This window comes from Streptosporangium heterodermiicola, assembly GCF_051390675.1.
GTDB lineage: Bacteria > Actinomycetota > Actinomycetes > Streptosporangiales > Streptosporangiaceae > Streptosporangium.
This window is the reverse complement of sequence record NZ_JBPJSR010000003.1, coordinates 175,934-194,643: the sequence shown is the minus strand read 5'-3', so window position 1 is coordinate 194,643 and position 18,710 is coordinate 175,934. Positions and strand designations below refer to the sequence as shown.

Genomic DNA, 18,710 nt, shown 5'->3' with positions numbered 1-18,710 from the left:
CTGGGTAGCCGATTCGATGACGGGTTCAAGGGAGTCCCATGGGCTGGATAGCCGTGCTGGTGGTGGTGTCCGTCGCGATCGTGCTGATCGCGTTCCGCGTTCTCAGGAAGAGGGGGCGGGACGACGACGAGCACGGCTCGGCGTCCGTCGACTTCTCCGCCAATCTCGCCCTCGCCGTCTACCTGCTGGTGCTGGCCTACGCCGCGGTGCTGTGCCGGGACGCGCTCTCGGTGTCGGAGGCCGACGTCCAGGCCGAGGCCGAGAGCCTCACCGAGATGTACTGGTCGGTGGCGCCCATCCCCGAGGCGGCGCCCGTCCGGTCCCAGATCCGGCAGTACACCGCGCAGAGCATCGACCTCGACTGGCCGCTCATGGCCGGGAGCGAGATGTCCCCGCTCCCCGGGCAGACCCTCATGGGCATGCGGGCGACGGTGCTCAGGCTCCGCCCGGTGGGCGAGGACGGCAAGAACTTCCGGCAGGACGCGCTCGACCGGATCTCCGAGATCTCCCACGCCCGCATCGTCCGGAGCGACGACGCGAGCACCGGACTGGAGAACACCTTCGTGATCCTGCTGATCCTCTCCGGGCTGCTGGTGATCGCGCTGCCCTGGACGCCGGGAGTGCGGCCCACCACCTCGTCGATCATCGCCGACCTGGTCCGGGTGGGCGTGGTCCTCATCGGCGTGTGCTTCATCACCCTGATCAGCCACCCGTTCAGCGGGCTCGGCGCCGTCGAACCCGACGCGTTCAAGGCCGCGCAGCGGCAGTACGACCAGATCGACGGCCAGTTCCCCGCCCAGCCGTAGCCCTCGCCGATCTCCTCGACTTCCTCGGCGGTCCGGTCGCGGGTCGGCGCGTACGGCGGCCGGAAGGCCCGCCGGTGGATCCCCACCGGCGGGCTTCGCCGTGCGTGCCGCCCGGATCATCCGCGGCCACCGCGGTTGAGGGCGGTGACCGCGGTGACCGAGATCACGCCGGTGAACATCACCACGAGGATCAGCTTCCTGTCGGTGCCCTTACGCCGCTCGGCGTAGCGATCGAGCACCAGCCGCTGCCGCAGGAGAGGAGGCGCGCTGGAGGGTGCCGCCCTGGGCCGGGGAGCGCGGCTCCTGGCCGGCGTCGGCGTCGGCGTGACGATGTCGGGGGCGGCGACAGGGGCGGGCGGGGGCGCCGGGGGTGCTGGGGGCGCGGAAGGCTCCGGGGCGGGAGAGGTGGGAGGGGCGGACACGGTGGGCGTCGGCCGCTCAGGCGTGGGCTCGGGCTTCGGCTCGGGCACCGGCTCCGGCTTCGGTTCGGGCTTCGGTTTCGGTTCCGGTCTCGGCTTGATCGGGATGTCCGCCGGGTGGTCCGACGCGGCCCCCCACCAGTACCACCAGTGCCACCAGGGAACCTTCCGGTCGTCGCCCCTCGGCGGGGGCGCGGTCGGGTAGTCAGGTTCGGGCTTCGACACGACGGGGTGGTCCGGGTCGGGCTTCGACGCGGCCGGGTGCTCGGCTTCCGGCCTCGACACGGCCGAGTGCTCGGCTTCCGGCCTCGACACGGCCGGGTGACCGGCTTCCGGCCTCGCCCGGCCGCCCGGCTCCGGAGGCGCGAGGGCCGGTGATGACGGCCCGGGCTCCGGGAGCGCCGAACGGCCGGAGGCCAGGGACATCCCGTGGTGGGAGGCGGGCGGCCCCGAGCCGCCTTTCGCGGCGAGGAGGTGTGTCCCGGCCAGAACGGGAGCCGCCACGCAGGTCGCGAGGGTCACCGCGCCGAGCAGGCCCCGCCGTTGGTTTCTCCGCCAATGCTTCCAACGCTTCGTCACGTAAGGTTTCTAGCATCATACGGAAAGTGATCGGCCGTTAAACGACCGGCAAACGTAGATCGTTCTTATGGTCACATACCGTCCGGTTGGTACGGTTGGGGTATTGACGACACCCCGAGCGGGTGCGGCAAGCTACATCAGAACATCGTTCTGGGGAAAGGTCCCCGGCGGCGACCACCGACACGGAGGCGGCACGATGACCACGACGGGCCCACGCTGGGGTATGACGATTCCCTTCTACGACCGTTCGCTGGCCGCCTCCAGGGATCTGATCGCCGAGCTTCCCGGGCTCGGCTACACCGACGCCTGGTCCGCCGAGGTCAACGGCGTCGACGGCTTCGTCCCCCTGGCGATGGCCTCGGAATGGGCCCCGGGGGTGCGGCTCGGCAGCGCGATCGTCCCGGTCTCCACCCGGGGGCCCGGCCTGCTCGCCATGTCCGCCGCCACGCTCGCCGACCTCGCCCCCGAGCGCTTCGTCCTGGGCATCGGGGCCTCCTCCCCGGCCATCGTCGAGCGCTGGAACGCCGGGGAGTTCGTCAAGCCGTTCGCCAGGACCAGAGACACCCTGCGCTTCCTGCGCAAGGCCCTCGCGGGCGAGAAGGTCAGCGAGCGGTACGAGACCTTCGAGGTCAAGGGCTTCAAGCTGGAGCGCGCCCCCAAGATCCCGCCGAAGATCGTGCTCGCCGCGCTGCGCCCCCGCATGCTGCGCCTGGCCGCCGAGGAGGCCGACGGCGCGATCACCAACTGGCTCTCGCCCGGGGACGTACGGAAGGTCAGGGCCGAGGTCGGCGAGGAGACCGAGCTGATCGCCCGGCTGTTCGTGTGCGTCAGCGAGGACGCGGAGAAGGTGCGCGAGCTAGGGCGCTGGATGCTCGCGAGCTACCTGACCGTTCCGGTCTACGCCGCCTTCCACGACTGGCTGGGGCGCGGCGAGGTGCTGCGGCCGATGCACGAGGCGTGGGCGGCCGGAGACCGGCAGGCGGCGCTCAAGGCCATCCCCGACGAGGTCGTGGACGAGCTCATCGTGCACGGCGACGCCGCCACGTGCCGGGCCAGGATCCGGGAGTATGTGCGCGACGGCCTGAACACCCCGGTCCTCGCCCCCATCCCCGGCGGCGAGGTCCCGATCGCCCAGGCCGTACGAGATCTGGCCCCCGTCGAGGAGTGACCCTTGCACGACCTGTTGAAGCTCGACGCGCTCGGCCAGGCGGCGGCCGTGAGGAAGGGAGAGATCTCCGCGAGAGAGCTCGCCGAGGCGGCGATCGCGCGGATCGAGGCGTGCGACGGCACGGTCAACGCGGTCGTCCACCGCAGGTTCGAGCGGGCACTGGCGGAGGCGGGCGAGGCCGATCCCGAGGCCCCCTTCGCGGGCGTGCCGACGCTGCTGAAGGACCTGGGCTGGGCCATGGCCGGGGAGCCGTACCGCGCGGGGTCGCGCACCCTTGACGGGATCCTCGCCGAGCGTGACGGCTACGCGGTGACCAAGCTGCGCCGGGCGGGGTTCACGATCCTGGGCAGGACCAACACCTCGGAGTTCGGCACCGCGATCACCACGGAGCCGCTGGCGTTCGGTCCCACCCGCAATCCGTACGACCTCCGTTACAGCAGCGGAGGATCGAGCGGCGGGTCCGCGGCGGCGGTGGCGTCGGGCATGGTCGCGGTCGCCACGGCGAGCGACGGCGGCGGGTCGATCCGGATCCCGGCGAGCATGTGCGGGCTGGTCGGGCTGAAGCCCACCAGGGGAAGGGTCAGCTCCGGCCCCTCCGGGGGCGAACCCTGGGCGGGCTTCTCGGCCGCCGGCCTGCTCTGCCGTACGGTCAGGGACAGCGCGGCGACCCTCGACGTGATCGCCGGGACGATGCCGGGCGACCCGTACGGCGCGCCCGCCTGGCCGCGCCCGCTCGCCGAGGAGGTCGGGGCGGATCCCGGGCGGCTGCGGATCGGTTTCCTCGCCGAGCACCCCGGCGGGGGCCTCCCGTCCGACCCGGAACCGGTGGCCGCGGTGACCGGGGCCGCCGGGCTGCTGGAGGCGCTGGGCCACGACGTCGAGCCAGGGGGGCCTTCCGCGCTCGCCGAGGACGGCTTCGCCACGCACTTCGGCACGATCGTCGCCGCCCACGTGGCCGCCGATCTGGCGGACATCGGGCGCTGGCGCGGCAGGCCCGTCGAGCTCGACGAACTGGAGACGCGCAACCGCATCCTGGGGGAGGCGGGCCGTGAGCTCGACGCGGTCGGCTACGTGACCTCGCGCGACTGGATCGACGGGTTCAGGCGGCGGATGGCCACCTGGTGGGAGTCGCACGACCTGCTGCTCATGCCGTCCCTGGGGGTGGCGCCCTTCCGGCTCGGCTGGCTGCCTCCCGACGACGTCAGCACCTCGCGAGGCCGTACGAACCAGGCGGTTTCGTTCACCTCGCCCGTGAACGCGACCGGGCAGCCCGCGATCTCCCTGCCGCTGCACCACACCGCGGACGGCCTGCCGGTGGGGGTGCAACTGGTCGCCGCCGCCGGGCGGGAGGACCTGCTCGTCCGGGTGGCAGCCCAGATCGAGGAGGAACGGCCCTTCCGGCACGCGGCGATGCGCCAGCGCCCGTGATGCGGCGGGAGCGTGGGCGCGGCCCCGGCTGAGGCGGTGGGTGGGCGTCGCCCCGGCCGGAACGGCGGGCGGTGGAGGGTCGCGGTCCTCGGGGCCGTGAGCGGCGTTCGGGAACCCTGTCGGGAAGTCACGCGTTATATCGTGAGGCGGTGGGGTAGTACGCCGCCAGGCGAACGTGGTTCCGAGGAGGATTCCATGGCGAAGGCGGCGCGCGCGGCGCAGGCGTGGCGGACGTACAAAGACGTGACGAAGCCGGGCTCGCCCGGTCTCGGCGCACGTCTGCGAGCCCTCCCCAGGATGGTCGGCGCGGTCACGCGCGGGGAGTATTCCGGGATGGGCAAGGGCAAGCTGGCCATGATGGGGCTCGGCGTGCTCTACATCATCTCGCCGGTCGACGTCGTCCCCGACTTCCTGGTCCTCATCGGGGTGGCCGACGACTTCGGCGTGTTCCTGTGGCTGATGGGCTCCCTGCTCGGCGAGGGCGGGCGCTACGTCGACTGGGAGCGCGAGAAGGTCAGGTCCGTCCACTCCCGAGCCGAGAGCGTGAGCGGGCCGGATCCGCTCCGTCCCGAGCGGGGAGTGTGAGGGGGCAGATCCCTACGTCCCGGCTGAAGAGCGCGCGCGGGTCCGCTCAGTCCCCTTTCTGAGCGGGGGCGAGGGGCCGGGTCGTTCCTTCCCGAGCGGGGCTTGATGCCAGGGGTGCGGGGAGTCAGATCTGTTCCATCCTGAGCCAGGCGCGTGAGGGCAGCGGGTGGCCGAACAGGCGGGCGGCGTTGCCGTAGGCCACCCTGGCGATGTCGGCGGGCGGCAGGCTGCCCAGGTTCGTCGCGACGGCCTGCTGGGTGTCGGGCCAGGTGGAGTCGGAGTGCGGGTAGCCGCTCTCCAGCAGCACGTGCTCCAGCCCGACGGCGAGCCGCACCCCGGAAAGGGCGTGGTCGTTGAGCGTGCCGAAGAAGAAGTTTCTCCGGAGCACCTCGCTGGGCTTCAGGCCGCCCTCCCACGAGGCCTCCCCCGCCACCGGGTGGTCGAGCGCGTAGTCGGCCCGCTCGGCCAGCATCGGCAGCCAGCCCACGCCGCCCTCCACGATCAGGATCCGCAGCGCGGGGAAGCGCAGCGGGACGCCCGACCAGAGCCAGTCGGCGCAGGCGAACATGGCGCTCGCCGGCATCAGCGTGGTGATCGCCTCGATCGGCGTGTCAGGGGACGGGACCGGAGCCCAGGAACCGGCGCCGGCGTGCAGGCAGACGACGGTGCCGGTCTCCTCGCACGCCTGGAAGAACGGGTCCCAGTGGTCGCTGTGGATGGACGGCAGGCGCAGCCGGGTGGGGAACTCGGGGAAGAGCACCGCCTTGAAACCGCGCGCCGCGTTGTCGCGGATCTCCTTGGCGGCCACCTCGGGGTCGGTCAGCCAGGGCAGCTGCAGGGCGATGATCCGCTCCGGGTAGGTGCCCGCCCAGACCTCCACGTGCCAGTCGTTCCACGCGCGCAGGACCGACAGGCCCAGCTCCTGGTCGCGGGTCTTGGCGAAGACCATGCCCGACTGCCCGGCCAGCATGCCGGGGAAGCAGAGCGCGGCCCAGACGCCGGCGCGGTCCATGTCCTCGATGCGGGCCTCGACGTCGTGGCATCCAGGACGCATGTGCTCGAACCGGACCGGGTCGAGCGTCCACTGCTCGCGGGGCAGGCCGGCGCCTACGTCGAGCCCGGCACAGGGATAGGTGGCCCCGCCGTAACGCCAGACCTGGTGACCGGAGTCGGTCTCGACCACCTTGGGCGCCTTGTCGGCGTATTTCTCCGGCAGCCGGTCGTCGAACATGTCGGGCGGCTCGATCAGGTGGTCGTCGGCTGAGATGATCACATAGTCCCGCCGCCTGGGCTCGGGGTCGGGGAGCAGCGGCGTAGTCACACGGTCAACCGTATTCCGCTGGAATAACACTCATCAAGCCGCAAGGTCTCCGCTTGGTATCTCTGTCTCTCACGACGTCTCTCACGATGCCTCATATGACGTCTTTCGTGACGTCTCCCGCGATGCCCGCCGTGACCGTCTCCCGCGACATCTTCGGCGGGTGGGTGAGCGCGGGCCCCGGGGCCACCGGAGGGGGGTAAGGGCGGCCCCGGGGGCGGACCCGCCGGAGGGTGCTGCCCATGGCGGGTCCTTTGAGGCGCCTACCCAGAGATCGCCTCAATATCAGGATTTTTCAAAAGATGATTCTTGAGAGCGGACATCACACTCTCGTCCACACCCAGAATCCGCAGGCAGTAGTCCCGTACCGGGCCCAGCTCGCCCAGGAAGAGACGCATCGCCTCGGCGGGCGCCTGCCCGAACCCCGCCCACTGGGGCTCGCCCGGATGCTCCTTCTCCCAGTACGCGACCATCTGGGGCCTGGACAGCCCGGTCAGCGCGTAGTCGGCGATCACGTCCTCCTCGGGTACCCCCAGCAGCCGCAGGACCAGGGCGACCAGCAGCCCGGTGCGGTCCTTGCCCGCCGCGCAGTGGACCACCACGGGCGCGTTGCCCGCCTCGGCGATCACCTCCAGCGCGCTCCTGAGCTCGGCGTGCCCGTCGTGGGCCACCTCCAGGTAGCGGTCGGCGAAGAACCTCGCGACCCCGGCGTCGGAACGGTAGTCGCCGGCGGTGTCCCACCTGCGGTGCTCGACCGGGAGGTTGTGGTAGCTCGGCCCCTGCGGGGCACGGCCGCGACGTGTCACCTCGTCGGGATGGCGCAGGTCGATCACGGTGCGTACGCCGAGCGCGCGGAAACGGTCGAGGTCGTCGTCGGCGAGCATGTGCAGCGAGGCGGAGCGGTAGAGCCGCCGCCAGCGCACCTCCGCCCCGCCGTCCGTCCGGTAGCCGCCCACGTCGCGGAAGTTGTACAGCCGCGCGAACTCGATATGCCGGATCACGCCCTCTAACCTATCCAGCGGTGGGTCTCGCGCGATGGGGGCAGGGGATGCGAGTGGTGGTTCCGGCAGGGGATGACATCCCGTACGCCGTGCGGGTGGCGCTGCTGTTCGTGCTCGCGCTCTCCACGGTGATCGTCCACATCAACCAGGCCCCTCCCCTGCGGCCCGCCGCGGAGCTCGTGGCGGACCTGCGGGCGGGCGACGTGACCAAGGTCGTCTACGACCGCAACTGGCCCGCCTACGGCACGCTGACGTGGTCCCACGGGCCGCTCTCCTGGAGCCAGGCCCGGTTCGACCAGCCCGACGACGTCTGGGATCCCCGGACCACCCGGCTGGTCCCCGAAGCCCTGGAGCGCCGTCAGGAGGCCTTCATGGCCCAGGTGCGCGCCGCCGCCGACCCCTCCGTGGAGATCGTGCGCTCCGACGGCTTCGGGGCACTGGCGGGCTCGCCCGCCTACGGGCGGTGGTGGGAGCCGTTCGGCCCGGTGGCGGTGGCCGCGGAGCTCCTGGCCTGGCTGCTCATGCTGTCCCGGCCGAACCCCCGCTACGCCAGCCGCTGGGCGTGGTTCTGGATGTTCCTCACCGGCGGCTCGCTGCTCTACGTCCTACTGGAGCCGAGACCCCTGTGGCGGGACCCGTACGAGGCACTGCCCGCACCGGCCAAACTCGACGGGACACGCGGGTTCGCGATCGCGGTGGCGCTCCTTCTCGGCATGGCGATGGTCAACGCGTGATCGTCGAGTAGTAAATAAGGCATGGTTCCTGAAGGTCCTGAGGCTCCTGAAACGCCGGAGGTCCGTCGCGGCTGGCGGATCGTCGGACTGACCATCCGGTCGATTCTCCTGATCATCCTGATTTTCGGCTTTCTGATCACCGTGCTGAACCGCGCGCCCCTGCCGGAGACGCGGGCCGAGTTCCGTGCCGCGGCCGCGGCCGACCGCGTCTCCCTCGTCGAGTACGACGAGCGGGACGGTGCGATCCGCTACGTCCGATGGACCGAGGGCCCGCTGACCTGGCGCGAGCTCGACGCCGAGGCGCTCGGGACGGCACCGCCCTCCTACACGATGGCGGACCTCAAGGGCGACCTGGGCCGGAGCGGCGCCAAGGTGACCGAACTGAGCGACTCCAGGGAGATCGCTCTCGGGTCCCGGTGGATCCTCGAAATACCGATTCCCGTCGGCGGTGGGTGGCCGATCGCGGCCTGGGCGCTCACCTTCCTGATCATGCTCGGTTCGACGCCCCGGCTGGGCAACCGGTGGGCCTGGTTCTGGATCCTCGGTACCGGGTGGATCGGCGCGATCCTGTTCCTGCTGCTCGAACCCCGTCCGCTCTGGTTCGCGGCCGGACGGGTCCCCGCGCCGCGCGAGCGGCTGGGCGGCGGGCGGGGCTTCCTGCTGGGAATGCTGCTGAGCCCGCTCTCCACGGCCCTGGCGGCGGCCGCCGGTTACCTTCTGAATCTCGTGCTCGGCTAGCGACGGCGGAGGGATCCCTGGCGAGCTCCCGGCTGTTCGTCTCCGGGCTCCCGCCTTCCGGGTTTCCGGGTTACGGGGTTCTCGCGGTCAGGACCCGGCCCGTTCCGCCGGTGCCGCCGGTGCCCGCGGGGCGGCGTCCGGCGACTCACCGGGCTCACCGGATTCGTCGTGCTCATCGCGTTCGTCGCGTTCGTCGCGTTCGGAGGGGTCGCCGGGATCCGGGTCGCCGGGCGCGGCCGGTGCCGAGGCCGCGGCCCTGAGGTCGGCGGCCTCCCTGCGGATCAGCAGTGCCCAGCCGCCGATCGCGACCCCGATGAACAGCCACCACTGCACGCCGTAGGCCAGGTTGAGGCCGCCTCCCTCGCCGACGTCCGGTGTGGGGACGGGCGCGGGCGCGGTGGCGGCGGCCGGCGACTGCTCGATCAACTCGACGAACCCGCCGAGGAGCCTGTACGGCAGGCGGTGGCCGATCGCCTCGGTGTTGATCAGCAGGACCTGTCCCGCGGGCAGGCCCGCCCGGTCGCGGATGCCCGAGGTCTCCTCGGTCTCGGTGGGACGTAACCTGCCGGTGACAGTCACCTCACCCGAGGACGGCGCCGGGACCTCGGGGAGGGCGTCGGCGTTGCCGCCCGCCTTGACCCAGCCCCGGTTCACCAGCACGCCGGTGCCGTCCGCCGTGACCAGCGGGGTCAGCACGTAGAAGCCGACCGCCTTGTCCTGGACGCGGCGCCGGACCAGGAGCTGAGCGTTCGCGTCGTATGTCCCCTCGGCAAGAACGGTGCGGTATTTGTCCTGCGTAGAGACGGTGCCGCCGGGTGAGGTGAGCTCCTCCACGGCGACGGGGGCGGCGTCGAGGTTGCCGGTGATCCGGTGGCTACTGGTGGACCTCTCCTCGAAACGCCCGAACTGCCACTGCCCGAGCAGCACGAAAGCGGGGATGACCAGCAGCACCACCACGTGGAGGGCGAGCCATCGGGGAGTCAGCAGGAACCGGTACACGTCATCAAGGGTAGGCACCGGGGGCACCGCCCCGCCCTCCGGCCACGCCTTTGGAAAAGGCCGGATGCGTCTTTGGGCGTAGTAAGGTGCCCGGGACCGCCCGATCGTCGGATGTCATGGAAAAGCTCGCCGGACACTCCGGACATCACGTACGGTCGTGTGAGATTTCCCCCGGGATGTTCCACCACCTCCGGAGCCCGCCCCTGATGACTGTGCTCATGCCCGCCCCCCCGGCTCCGCTCGTACTCCCCCGGATCGGGGTCCTGCTGCGGCACGCCGCCCCCAGGGTGTTCGAGAGCATGATCCTTCCCGTTCTGGTCTTCTACGTCGCGCTGGTCTTCACCAACGCCAACGTCGCGCTCGCGGTCGCGGCGGCCTGGGTCTACGGCGGCGTCGCCTGGCGGCTGGTCAAGGGTGGCGAGGCGCCCGGCACGCTGCTGCTGGCGGCGGGCACGATCACCGTCAGGGTGGTGCTGACGGTGGCGACGGGCAACCCCATCGTGTTCTTCCTGCAGCCCTGCCTCGGGGTGTTCTGCGTGAGCATGGGCTTCCTGCTCACCGCGCCGCTGCGGAGGCCGCTGATCCGGCGGGTGGTGGCCGATCTCGTGCCGCTGCCCGACCAGGTGATGGAGCACCCGCGGATGCGCCGCTTCTTCGTGTCGCAGTCGGTGCTGTGGGGCTGCGCGCAGCTGCTGAACGGGGCGCTTAGCCTCTGGCTGCTGCTCAGCCAGACCCTGGAGACGTACCTCCTCGTCCGCACCTCCGCGGTCGCGGTGCTGCTCGGCGGCGCGGCGCTGGTCTCGGTGCTCAGCCTCAGGCACTGCCTGCGGAGGCTGGAGACGCGATGGACGGAAATCCAGGAGCCGGGGACGCCGGGCCTGGAGACGGCGAGGCCGTAGGGCCGAAGCGCACTCCGGGGCCGGGCACCGGGGTGACCTCTCTCGGACCCGGCACCTCGTGCCCTTCGGCGCAGCGGAAGTGCTGCTCGACCAGGGCGCCGCAGTCGCGGTGGGTGATGAGCGCCGGAGGTCCCTCGCGGTCGCTGAGATAGCGGTCGCCCCACTGCATCAGGGCCACCAGTGCCGGATAGAGGTCGAGGCCCATCCGGGTCAGCCGGTATTCGTCGCGCTGCCGCTGGCCGGGCTCGCGGTAGGGGACCTTGCGCAGCAGTCCTTCCTCCACCAGCCGGGTCAGCCGGGCGCTGAGCACCTGTCTGGGCGCTCCGGTGGCGGCCTGCATGTCGGCGAAGCGCCGCACGCCGCCGAACGCCTCGCGCAGCACCAGGAACGTCCACTTCTCGCCGACGACGCCCAGGGCGCGTTCGATGGAGCAGTTCTCTATGTGCAGGGGCAGGTTGCGGGGAGCCGCCTCATTCATGTGCGAATCGTAAGTCGCCATCGCACCACCTCCAACGTTCCTCTAAGTCTAGTTGACATACTCAGCTGTCTCACGAGACCCTGAGTCCATGATGCGAACTCAGCTGGTGTCGCCGGACGGTGTCCCGGCGCCCGGGGACGCCCCACCCTCGCGCGGGGACGTCGCGGTCGTACAGGGGGACCTCGCGGTCGGGTGCGGGGACGTCGCGCGGATGTCCGGGGGCGTCGCGGTCGTGTACGGGGATCTCGAACGGACGCCCGAGGTTGTCGCGGCCGGGGCCGAGGATCCGGCGCGGGTGCCCGGGGACGTCGCGACCGTGCCCGGAGGTGCCGTCGAGATCCGGCTCGCGCGGCCGGACGACGAGGAGGGGATCCGCCGCTTCCTCGGGGGACTGTCGCCTCGTACGCAGGCGCAGAGGTTCTTCGCCGGGATGGGCCGTCCGAGCGCGAGCTTCGTCGGGACGCTGCTCGCGGTGGACGAGCGGCGCGACGCCCTGCTCGCCGTGCACGGGAGTCTTCTCGTCGGGCACGCGATGAGCTACCGGGGTGAGGAGGCCGACGTCGAGATCGCCGTGGTGGTGGGCGACGAGTGGCAGGGAATGGGGCTGGGCTCCCGGCTCGTCCGCGCGCTGATGCGCCGCGCGGAGAGCAGGGGGGCCAGGACGGTGGGGATGGACGTGCTCGGGGACAACCGCACGGTCCTGGCGATGGTCCGCAGGGCATGGCCGGAGGCGACGATGCGCGTCTCCTCCGGCACGGTCGAGGTGACCGCGACGGTTCGCCGCTGAGCGCCACCGGGCCGATTCCCGTATGACCCCGTCCGGACTCACCGCGCGGGCCCACCACCCGAGCTCACCGGCTCACCCTCACCGAGCCACCACCTGAGCTCACCCGCTCGCCATGCCGGCTCGCCGACTCACCGGGTCACCACCTGAGCTCACCCGCTCGCCATCCGGGCCCGCCGGGTCACCGCGCGGGCCCGCCGGGCGGTCTCGTCGAGCGGTCCCACCAGGGCGTACCGGGTTGGAGGCTCCGGGCGGGGAGCCCGGGGAACGCCGTCGCCGAACCAGGTGGACCGGACATCCAGGGTGGCGATCCGGCCTCCGGATCAAGGAGGTAAGATCGACGTGGTCCAAGCCGTTCCCCGGGCAGTTTGCGGAACAAGGTTCTGTTGCTCCACCATGGGATCCGTGAAGACTGCCAAGAGCGGACGCGACGGCCGCACCAGGATCGTCGAGGGTGCCCTGCGCCGATTCAGCCAGGACGGGGTCTCGGCCACCACGCTGGCCAGCCTCCGTGAGGAGAGCGGCGTCAGCGTCGGCAGTTTCTACCACCACTTCGCCAGCAAGGAACACGTCTTCGGCGTCCTGTACGCCGAGACCCTGCGCATGTACCAGGACGCGTTCCTCGCCGAGCTCCAGCGCCACGAGAGCGCGCGGGGAGGCATCGAGGCCATCGTCGCGCTGCACATGTCCTGGTGCGGCGAGCACCGCGAGCGCGCCCACCTGCTGATCAGCGAGCGTCCACCCAGGCGCGACGAGCCGGGCGGCACCGAGGTGTCGGAGTCGCGCAGGGCGTTCTTCAGGAAGGTCTCCGACTGGTGGCGCCCGCACATGAAGGACGGCCTGCTCCAGCCCGTCCACCCGACGATGTGCTACGTGCTCTGGCTGGGACCGGCCACCGAGATGTGCCGCCTGTGGTTCGCCGGCGCGCACCAGCCCACCCCCGACGAGATCAGTGGTCTCCGCGAGGCGGCCTGGCAGAGCCTGCGGCAGCAGACCCCCTGACAGGTCCGCTGAACGGCACGGACCTCTGAACGGCCGTCACCGTTCGGCTCCCCGATCGGTCGTCACCGCATGCCTCTGAGTGGCCTGACTCCCTGAGCGGCCCGACCCCGTACGGCCGCTCCGAGCGCCGCCTGTCCGGCGGGTGTCACTGAGTACTCCGGCCCGGATCACGGGGGCTTTTCCGGGCCGGAGCGGTCTCAGTGGGCTCCCACCAGCTGACGCGTCCGCGTCGGCACCCGCCAGACGTCCTCGTCCAGCGAGATGTCCAACCGCAGGTCCTGGCGACGGCGTCGCAGGCCGGGCACCCGTACCCGGTCGGAGACGTCGAACCTGCCACGCCGTGCGTAGCCGAATCCCAGCTCGCCCGGGAAGACCCGTAACTCGTCCTGGTTGCCACACCGCGGGCACGTCCACGCGACCAGGTCCTTGCCACGGTGGTAGTCGTGGCAGGCGCGGAAGTACTCGTCAGGATGAAAACGGGACTCGCAGGCGAAGCAGGGGATCAGCATCATGGATCCTTTGAAGCGTGTGGTGCGGCTACCAAGAAGTACCGCTTTCCGCTTGAAGTTCGCTTGCAGAACGCTTTCCCCGGGGGGTAACAGTCTCGTCACTGGAGGCATTCGGAGACACTCGGTGCGAGGATTGCCCGGTGAATGATCTGTTTGGCTGGCTCAGGGGGTTTCTGCTCGACACCGGCTACACCATCGACGGCGTCCGCGAGCGCCTCGGCGACGTCGCCGCCACCGCGCTCTCCCGTGAGGAGACGATCCCCGCCCTGCGCGCCACCGCGGACGGCGACCCGCTCGCCACCCTGATCCGGCTGTGGTGGCTCGGCGCTCCCGTTGAGGCGCGCGGGGTGCCGGAGGGCCTTCCCGTGGAGGAGCTGGCCGCCGCGGGCCTGGTGACCGTCGAGGGCGGCCGGGTCACCTCCGCGGTCCACCTGCAGCCCTGGGAGACCGACGGCTCCGGTGGTTCCGACGGCTACGTCGTCTCCGACCGCAAGGTCAGGCCGGGCGACCCGGCCCTGCGCCCGGACCACGTCGTCGGCGCGGGCGGCGCCTCGGCGAACCTGGCCCAGCTGGCCTCCCGCCGCCTCGTCGGGCGCGCCCTGGACATCGGTACCGGGTGCGGGGTGCAGGTCCTCCACCTGGCCGGCAGGGCCGAGGAGATCACGGCCACCGACGTCAACCCGCGCGCGCTGGAGCTGGCCGGGCTCAGCTGGGCGCTGTCCGGGATCACCGGCGTCGACGCCCGGCGGGGCTCCCTGTTCGACCCCGTCGAGGACGACCGCTTCGACCTGATCGTCTCCAACCCGCCGTTCGTCGTCTCCCCGGCCGGCCGGTTCACCTACCGCGAGTCGGGCTTCCACGCCGACGACTTCTGCCGCGACCTCGTACGCCGGGCGCCCCGCCATCTCGCGCCGGGCGGCACCTGCCACCTGCTGGCCAACTGGCTGCACGTCGACGGCGAGGACTGGCGCGACCGGGTGGGCGGCTGGCTCACCGGGACCGGCTGCGACGGCTGGGTGGTGCAGCGCGACGTCCAGGATCCCGCCGAGTACGTCGAGCTGTGGCTACGCGACGCCGCCGAGCAGGGCACCCCGCGCCACCGCGAGCTCTACGACGACTGGCTCGGCTGGTTCGAAGCGGAGAACGTCACCGGGATCGGCTTCGGCTGGATCACGCTGAACGACTCCGGGAGCCTCGACCCCGTCGTGCGGGTCGAGGAGTACGGGCAGGCGGTGGAGCTGCCGGTCGGCGGATACGTGGACGAGGTGCTCGGCGCGATCACGACGGCGCACCGGCTGACCGACGCCGAGCTGCTCGGCTCCAGGCTCGTGGTGGCCGAGGGGGTGCTGGAGGAGCGGGTCGGCCCGCCGGGCGCCGAGGACCCGTCGCGCATCGTGCTGCGGCAGACCTCCGGGCTGCGCCGCAGCGTGGCGGTCGGGACGGTGGAAGCCGCCCTCGCGGGGGTCTGCGACGGGGATTATCCACTGGACCCACTGCTCGCCGCGATCGCGGAACTGACCGGCGAGGACCACGACGACCTGCGGACGAAGGCTCCCGCCGCCCTCCGCCCGCTGATCGCCGAAGGGTTTTTCCACATATCCACAGGGTGATCGTCCACAGGCTGTGGATATCGCCGCTATCACTTGTCAATCGAATGGCAAACGCCGTGGGAGAGGCTCTGGTCGTGGGGCACGGACCCGGGGGGTGAAGGGTCCGTGCCACGTCCGGCCGACCGTCACAGTGAGGCGGCCGACCCGCGAGCGACGCACCGGATGACCGGGCCCCCTACGCGTCGCCCGGGTCAGACGGCCGGCCGGACCTCCACGCCCATCCCGAACCGCGGGGCCTGACTTCGAGGGGAACGCCGGTGATCAACCACGTCTGGATGACGCGTCTCGACGACGACCTGTACGACGGCCTGGCATCAGCTGTCGACCTGGTCGCGCTCCAGCAGAAGACGCAGATCCTCGGCCTCGGGCGCTCCGAGCCTGCCGAACAGGTCGTGGGCGCGTTCGAGACAGTCCCGGCCACGCTCGACACCGCCGAGACCGTTGAGCGCCTTGCCTAGCACCCACAGCGCCTGCGCCTCGCCGTACGGGTGGCTGATCTCCCGGCTCACGGTGAGCGCCTGTTCCGCGTGACGGGCCGCGTCGGTGAAGCGGCCCGCGCTGATGAACGTCTCGGCCAGCCGGGAGCAGACCCGCTGCTCCCAGACCAGCTGCCTGCTCGCCCTGAAGAAGGCGAGGCACTCGGCGTGGTGGTGGACCGCCTCGTTCAGCCGGCCGACCCGCGACAGGATCATTCCCAGGTGGTAGCGGGCCCTGGCGGTGCCCGCGCTGGAGCCCATCTCGATGAACAGGGCGAGCCCCTGCTCGGCGGCGGCGATGGCCTCCTTCGGCTGCTTCAGGAACAGGTGGTCGCGGGCGGAGTAGCTGAGCGTCAGCGCCTCCCCGCCCCGCGCCCCCACCTCCCTGAACGCCGCGCGCGCCGAGTCGAACCAGGCCAGGGCCTCCACGTGGCGTCGCCGGCGCCCGGCCACGACGGCCAGCGCGTTGAGCGCCTCGCCGGTGACGATGCTGTCGCCTCCGGCGGACAGCTCCAGCGACGTACGGAACTCCTCCTCCGCCTCGGCCAGCCGGTTGGCGCCGAACAGCACCCGCCCGAGCACGTAGCGGCAGCGCAGCTCGCTGGAGACGGCGCCGATCCGCCGCGCGACGGCGAGCATCTCCCGCGTCCGGCTCTCGAACTCGCGGACGTGGCTCCCCGACTCCAGCAGCGGCTCCATGGCGAGCAGCAGGTCGGCCCCCGGCAGCAGCTCGTCGGCCTTGTCCGCGCAGGTCACCTGGGCGATCGCCGCGAACAGCGACTCCGCCTCCACCGAGAGCCAGGCCACCGCCTCGTCGGCGGAGGCGAAGGCGTGACCGGTCCCGGTGACCCCCAGCCGGTCGGCCATCGTGCTGCCCTCGTAGGCGAGGCGGTGCGCCGAGCGCGCGGACGCCAGGTAGAAGTCGAGCAACCGGCGCAGCGCGGCCTCGCCCTTCCCGCCGATGGTCACGCTCACCCCGGACCCGCGCCGCTCCCCCCGTTTCGTCTCGCCCGCGGCGCAGCTCTCCTCCGTCGCGTTCTCGGTCCGTTCCGCGACGCGGCGGGCGAAGAGTTTGAGCAGGTCGTGGAAGCGGTAGCGGCCGGGGGCGGGGGCTTCGAGCAGGCTGGTGTCCACCAGGGACTCCAGGACGTCCTCGGTGTCCATCGGGTCCAGCGCGAGCAGCGCGGCGGCGGCCCCGACCGAGATGTCCGGGCCCCCCGGCAGCGAGAGCAGCCGGAACGCGCGGGCCTGGGCGGGGGTGAGCTGGCCGTACCCGAGGGCGAAGGTCGCCTCCACCGCGAGGTTGCCCACGCGCATCTCGTCCAGGCGGCGGCGCTCGTCGGCGAGCCTGGGCACCAGGGAGGCGACCGTCCAGGACGGCCTGGCGGCCAGGCGCGCCGCCACGATCCGCACCGCGAGCGGCAGGAAACCGCAGGCGGCGACCACGTCCATCGCGGCGGCGCGCTCGGCCTCCACCCTCTCCACACCGGCGACGATGCCGAACAGCGCGAGGGCCTCCTCCGGTTCCATCACGTCCAGGTCGACCAGCCTGGCCGAGGCCAGGTCGGCGAGCTTGCCCCGGCTGGTCACGATCGCCGCGCACCCGGCCGAACCGGGGAGCAACTGGCTCACCTGCGCGGCGTCGCGCGCGTTGTCCAGCAGCACGAGCATCCGCCGGTCGGCCAGGATCGAGCGGAACAGCGCAGACCGCTCGGCCAGGCCGTCGGGGATGGCGTCGGCGGGCAGGCCGAGCCCGCGCAGGAAGGCCGCGAGCGCCGACTCGGGCGCGGTCGGCTCCTCGCCGTACCCGCGCAGGTCGGCGTAGAGCTGGCCGTCGGGGAACAGGTCGTGCATGGCGTGGGCGACGTGCACGGCCAGGGCCGTCTTGCCCACGCCGCCGATACCGGAGATGGCCGCCACCGGCACGCCCTCGGAGCCGTCCTGGACCGACAGCAGCGTGCGCAGCCGCGCGATGATCTGGCGGCGGCCGGTGAAGTCGTTCGCGCCGGCGGGAAGCTGCGCCGGTCGTGGCAGCTCCGGGCTCGTCGCCGTCGCCCGCGTCTCCGGCGTCCTCGTGGGGTCGGAGTCGGGTTCCGGGGACGGCCTCGTCTCGGCGCCTTCCTTCGCCGCCGGTTCCGTGGTCTCCGCGGCCTTGACGGCCTCGGCGGGCCTTGCCGGCGGACCTGCCGGGGCGGTGAGGGCCGGGTCGCCGGTGAGGATGCGCTGGTGCATGCTCGTCAGGTCGGAGCCCGGCTCGATGCCCAGCTCCTCGATCAGCGTGGCGCGGGTGTCGGCGAAGGCCGCCAGCGCCTCCGCCCTGCGCCCGCACCGGTAGTAGGCCAGCATCAGCTGGGCGCGGAGCCGCTCGCGCAGCGGGTGGTCGCCGGTCAGCGCGATCAGCTCGGACAGGACGTCGGCGTGCCTGCCCAGCTCCAGGTCCAGGTCCATCAGGACCTCGACCACGCTCATCCGGCGCTCGGCGAGCCGCCCGCGCTGGTGTTCGGCGTACGGGCCGACGGCCCCGGCGAGCGGCTCGCCGGTGTGGAGCGCCAGGCTCGCGCGCAGGCTCTCCGCGGCCCGCGCCGGATCGCCCTCGCGGCGCGCGGTCTCCGCCTCCTGGACGCCGTGCTCGAAGGCGAGCAGGTCGAGGGAGCCGCCGTTCAGCCGCAGCGCGTACCCCCTGCCGACGGAGGTGAGCAGCTCGGGACGGGTGCGCGGCGACCTGCCGGGCTCCAGCACCGCGCGCAGCCGGGAGACGTAGGTGCGGAGGGCGCCGAGCGCGCGGGGCGGGGCGTCCTCCCCCCAGATCGCGTCGATCATCTCGGCGGGCGTGACCGCCCGGCCCTCCCTCAGCAGGAGCATCGCCAGGATGGAACGTTGCAGTGGGGTGCCCAGATCGAGCTCGGAACCGTCGCGCCATGCCTGGACAGGACCGAGCACGGCGAACCGCAATCCGTCTCCGCTGCCCTGAACAGCCATTTCTTGAATCTCCGCCCAATGGGAAGTTTTATGGCCAAATGATAGATCCTCCCTTGCTTACCCCGTAGGTAGAGGCTTGCTTGTTCGCCGAGACGTTGATTACTCGTCAATCGGCCGTTGAGCCATGCCCTCAATGCTGGTGTCGTCGGGCATGGCCCCATACGGGGGCGGCCATGCCCGGCATGTCAGTGGATTGCA

The 18,710-nt window shown here is 71.8% G+C and carries 17 protein-coding genes; 10 read left to right on the top strand and 7 right to left on the bottom strand.

Translation table 11 applies throughout. The features are described from left to right. Window positions 1-38 precede the first annotated feature (38 nt). Window positions 39-806, top strand: a complete 768-nt coding sequence (locus tag ACSC1Q_RS08000; protein ID WP_436758026.1) for a bestrophin-like domain — start codon at window positions 39-41, stop codon at window positions 804-806. A 116-nt stretch (window positions 807-922) separates the two neighbouring features. Here the strand turns inward: ACSC1Q_RS08000 and ACSC1Q_RS07995 are convergent, their stop codons facing one another. Next, complete coding sequence (locus tag ACSC1Q_RS07995; RefSeq protein ID WP_436758025.1) at window positions 923-1,510, bottom strand: hypothetical protein; 588 nt, start codon at window positions 1,508-1,510, stop codon at window positions 923-925. A gap of 490 nt (window positions 1,511-2,000) precedes the next feature. On the opposite strand from ACSC1Q_RS07995, the gene ACSC1Q_RS07990 reads away from it, so the two are divergent. From ACSC1Q_RS07990 to ACSC1Q_RS07980, 3 genes are all read left to right on the top strand, one after another. Then, window positions 2,001-2,972 (top strand): LLM class F420-dependent oxidoreductase, encoded by a 972-nt coding sequence (locus tag ACSC1Q_RS07990; protein WP_436758024.1) that lies wholly within the window; start codon window positions 2,001-2,003, stop codon window positions 2,970-2,972. Between the two features lie 3 nt (window positions 2,973-2,975). Continuing rightward, window positions 2,976-4,400 carry an amidase gene (locus ACSC1Q_RS07985; RefSeq protein ID WP_436758023.1) on the top strand — a complete coding sequence of 475 codons (1,425 nt, stop codon included), beginning with the start codon at window positions 2,976-2,978 and terminating at the stop codon, window positions 4,398-4,400. A gap of 195 nt (window positions 4,401-4,595) precedes the next feature. After that, window positions 4,596-4,985: a YkvA family protein gene (locus tag ACSC1Q_RS07980; protein ID WP_436758022.1), complete on the top strand. Its 390-nt coding sequence runs from the start codon at window positions 4,596-4,598 to the stop codon at window positions 4,983-4,985. A gap of 124 nt (window positions 4,986-5,109) precedes the next feature. Here ACSC1Q_RS07980 and ACSC1Q_RS07975 read toward each other — a convergent pair whose 3' ends face one another. Beyond that, window positions 5,110-6,306 (bottom strand): amidohydrolase family protein, encoded by a 1,197-nt coding sequence (locus ACSC1Q_RS07975; protein ID WP_350968721.1) that lies wholly within the window; start codon window positions 6,304-6,306, stop codon window positions 5,110-5,112. A gap of 260 nt (window positions 6,307-6,566) precedes the next feature. Further along, window positions 6,567-7,304: a tyrosine-protein phosphatase gene (locus ACSC1Q_RS07970; RefSeq protein ID WP_436758021.1), complete on the bottom strand. Its 738-nt coding sequence runs from the start codon at window positions 7,302-7,304 to the stop codon at window positions 6,567-6,569. Window positions 7,305-7,351: 47 nt separating this feature from the next. On the opposite strand from ACSC1Q_RS07970, the gene ACSC1Q_RS07965 reads away from it, so the two are divergent. Both ACSC1Q_RS07965 and ACSC1Q_RS07960 read left to right on the top strand, forming a co-directional pair. Beyond that, window positions 7,352-8,038 (top strand): hypothetical protein, encoded by a 687-nt coding sequence (locus ACSC1Q_RS07965; RefSeq protein WP_436758020.1) that lies wholly within the window; start codon window positions 7,352-7,354, stop codon window positions 8,036-8,038. A 21-nt stretch (window positions 8,039-8,059) separates the two neighbouring features. Beyond that, window positions 8,060-8,776, top strand: coding sequence for a hypothetical protein (locus ACSC1Q_RS07960; protein ID WP_436758019.1), 717 nt, complete (start codon window positions 8,060-8,062; stop codon window positions 8,774-8,776). Between the two features lie 87 nt (window positions 8,777-8,863). Here ACSC1Q_RS07960 and ACSC1Q_RS07955 read toward each other — a convergent pair whose 3' ends face one another. After that, window positions 8,864-9,793, bottom strand: a complete 930-nt coding sequence (locus ACSC1Q_RS07955; protein WP_436758018.1) for an SURF1 family cytochrome oxidase biogenesis protein — start codon at window positions 9,791-9,793, stop codon at window positions 8,864-8,866. Window positions 9,794-9,981: 188 nt separating this feature from the next. Between ACSC1Q_RS07955 and ACSC1Q_RS07950 the strand changes: the two genes are divergently transcribed. Continuing rightward, the gene (locus tag ACSC1Q_RS07950; protein WP_436758017.1) at window positions 9,982-10,674 is read left to right on the top strand and encodes a VC0807 family protein; all 693 of its coding nucleotides are present in this window, start codon (window positions 9,982-9,984) and stop codon (window positions 10,672-10,674) included. Here the strand turns inward: ACSC1Q_RS07950 and ACSC1Q_RS07945 are convergent. Continuing rightward, complete coding sequence (locus ACSC1Q_RS07945; RefSeq protein ID WP_436758016.1) at window positions 10,589-11,152, bottom strand: winged helix-turn-helix transcriptional regulator; 564 nt, start codon at window positions 11,150-11,152, stop codon at window positions 10,589-10,591. The genes ACSC1Q_RS07950 and ACSC1Q_RS07945 overlap by 86 nt on opposite strands. Window positions 11,153-11,240: 88 nt before the next feature. Between ACSC1Q_RS07945 and ACSC1Q_RS07940 the strand changes: the two genes are divergently transcribed. Further along, the gene (locus ACSC1Q_RS07940; protein ID WP_436758015.1) at window positions 11,241-11,939 is read left to right on the top strand and encodes a GNAT family N-acetyltransferase; all 699 of its coding nucleotides are present in this window, start codon (window positions 11,241-11,243) and stop codon (window positions 11,937-11,939) included. Window positions 11,940-12,341: 402 nt separating this feature from the next. Then, window positions 12,342-12,938 carry a TetR/AcrR family transcriptional regulator gene (locus tag ACSC1Q_RS07935; protein ID WP_436758014.1) on the top strand — a complete coding sequence of 199 codons (597 nt, stop codon included), beginning with the start codon at window positions 12,342-12,344 and terminating at the stop codon, window positions 12,936-12,938. Window positions 12,939-13,135: 197 nt separating this feature from the next. On the opposite strand, the gene ACSC1Q_RS07930 is transcribed toward ACSC1Q_RS07935, so the two are convergent. Beyond that, entirely contained in the window at window positions 13,136-13,447 is a 312-nt protein-coding gene (locus ACSC1Q_RS07930) for a hypothetical protein (protein ID WP_436758013.1), read from the bottom strand. A 140-nt stretch (window positions 13,448-13,587) separates the two neighbouring features. Here ACSC1Q_RS07930 and ACSC1Q_RS07925 point away from each other — a divergent pair, with 140 nt between their 5' ends. Next, entirely contained in the window at window positions 13,588-15,057 is a 1,470-nt protein-coding gene (locus tag ACSC1Q_RS07925; protein WP_436758012.1) for a DUF7059 domain-containing protein, read from the top strand. A gap of 314 nt (window positions 15,058-15,371) precedes the next feature. Here the strand turns inward: ACSC1Q_RS07925 and ACSC1Q_RS07920 are convergent, their stop codons facing one another. Continuing rightward, the gene (locus tag ACSC1Q_RS07920; RefSeq protein WP_436758011.1) at window positions 15,372-18,512 is read right to left on the bottom strand and encodes an AfsR/SARP family transcriptional regulator; all 3,141 of its coding nucleotides are present in this window, start codon (window positions 18,510-18,512) and stop codon (window positions 15,372-15,374) included. Window positions 18,513-18,710 lie beyond the last annotated feature (198 nt).

Bases quoted from the DNA above. Each gene is read 5' to 3' on its own strand.
- ACSC1Q_RS08000 (WP_436758026.1), top strand. From the start codon at position 39: ATGGGCTGGATAGCCGTGCTGGTGGTGGTGTCCGTCGCGATCGTGCTG.
- ACSC1Q_RS07990 (WP_436758024.1), top strand. From the start codon at position 2,001: ATGACCACGACGGGCCCACGCTGGGGTATGACGATTCCCTTCTACGAC.
- ACSC1Q_RS07980 (WP_436758022.1), top strand. From the start codon at position 4,596: ATGGCGAAGGCGGCGCGCGCGGCGCAGGCGTGGCGGACGTACAAAGAC.
- ACSC1Q_RS07965 (WP_436758020.1), top strand. From the start codon at position 7,352: ATGCGAGTGGTGGTTCCGGCAGGGGATGACATCCCGTACGCCGTGCGG.
- ACSC1Q_RS07960 (WP_436758019.1), top strand. From the start codon at position 8,060: ATGGTTCCTGAAGGTCCTGAGGCTCCTGAAACGCCGGAGGTCCGTCGC.
- ACSC1Q_RS07950 (WP_436758017.1), top strand. From the start codon at position 9,982: ATGACTGTGCTCATGCCCGCCCCCCCGGCTCCGCTCGTACTCCCCCGG.
- ACSC1Q_RS07945 (WP_436758016.1), bottom strand. From the start codon at position 11,152: ATGAATGAGGCGGCTCCCCGCAACCTGCCCCTGCACATAGAGAACTGC.
- ACSC1Q_RS07940 (WP_436758015.1), top strand. From the start codon at position 11,241: ATGATGCGAACTCAGCTGGTGTCGCCGGACGGTGTCCCGGCGCCCGGG.
- ACSC1Q_RS07930 (WP_436758013.1), bottom strand. From the start codon at position 13,447: ATGCTGATCCCCTGCTTCGCCTGCGAGTCCCGTTTTCATCCTGACGAG.
- ACSC1Q_RS07920 (WP_436758011.1), bottom strand. From the start codon at position 18,512: ATGGCTGTTCAGGGCAGCGGAGACGGATTGCGGTTCGCCGTGCTCGGT.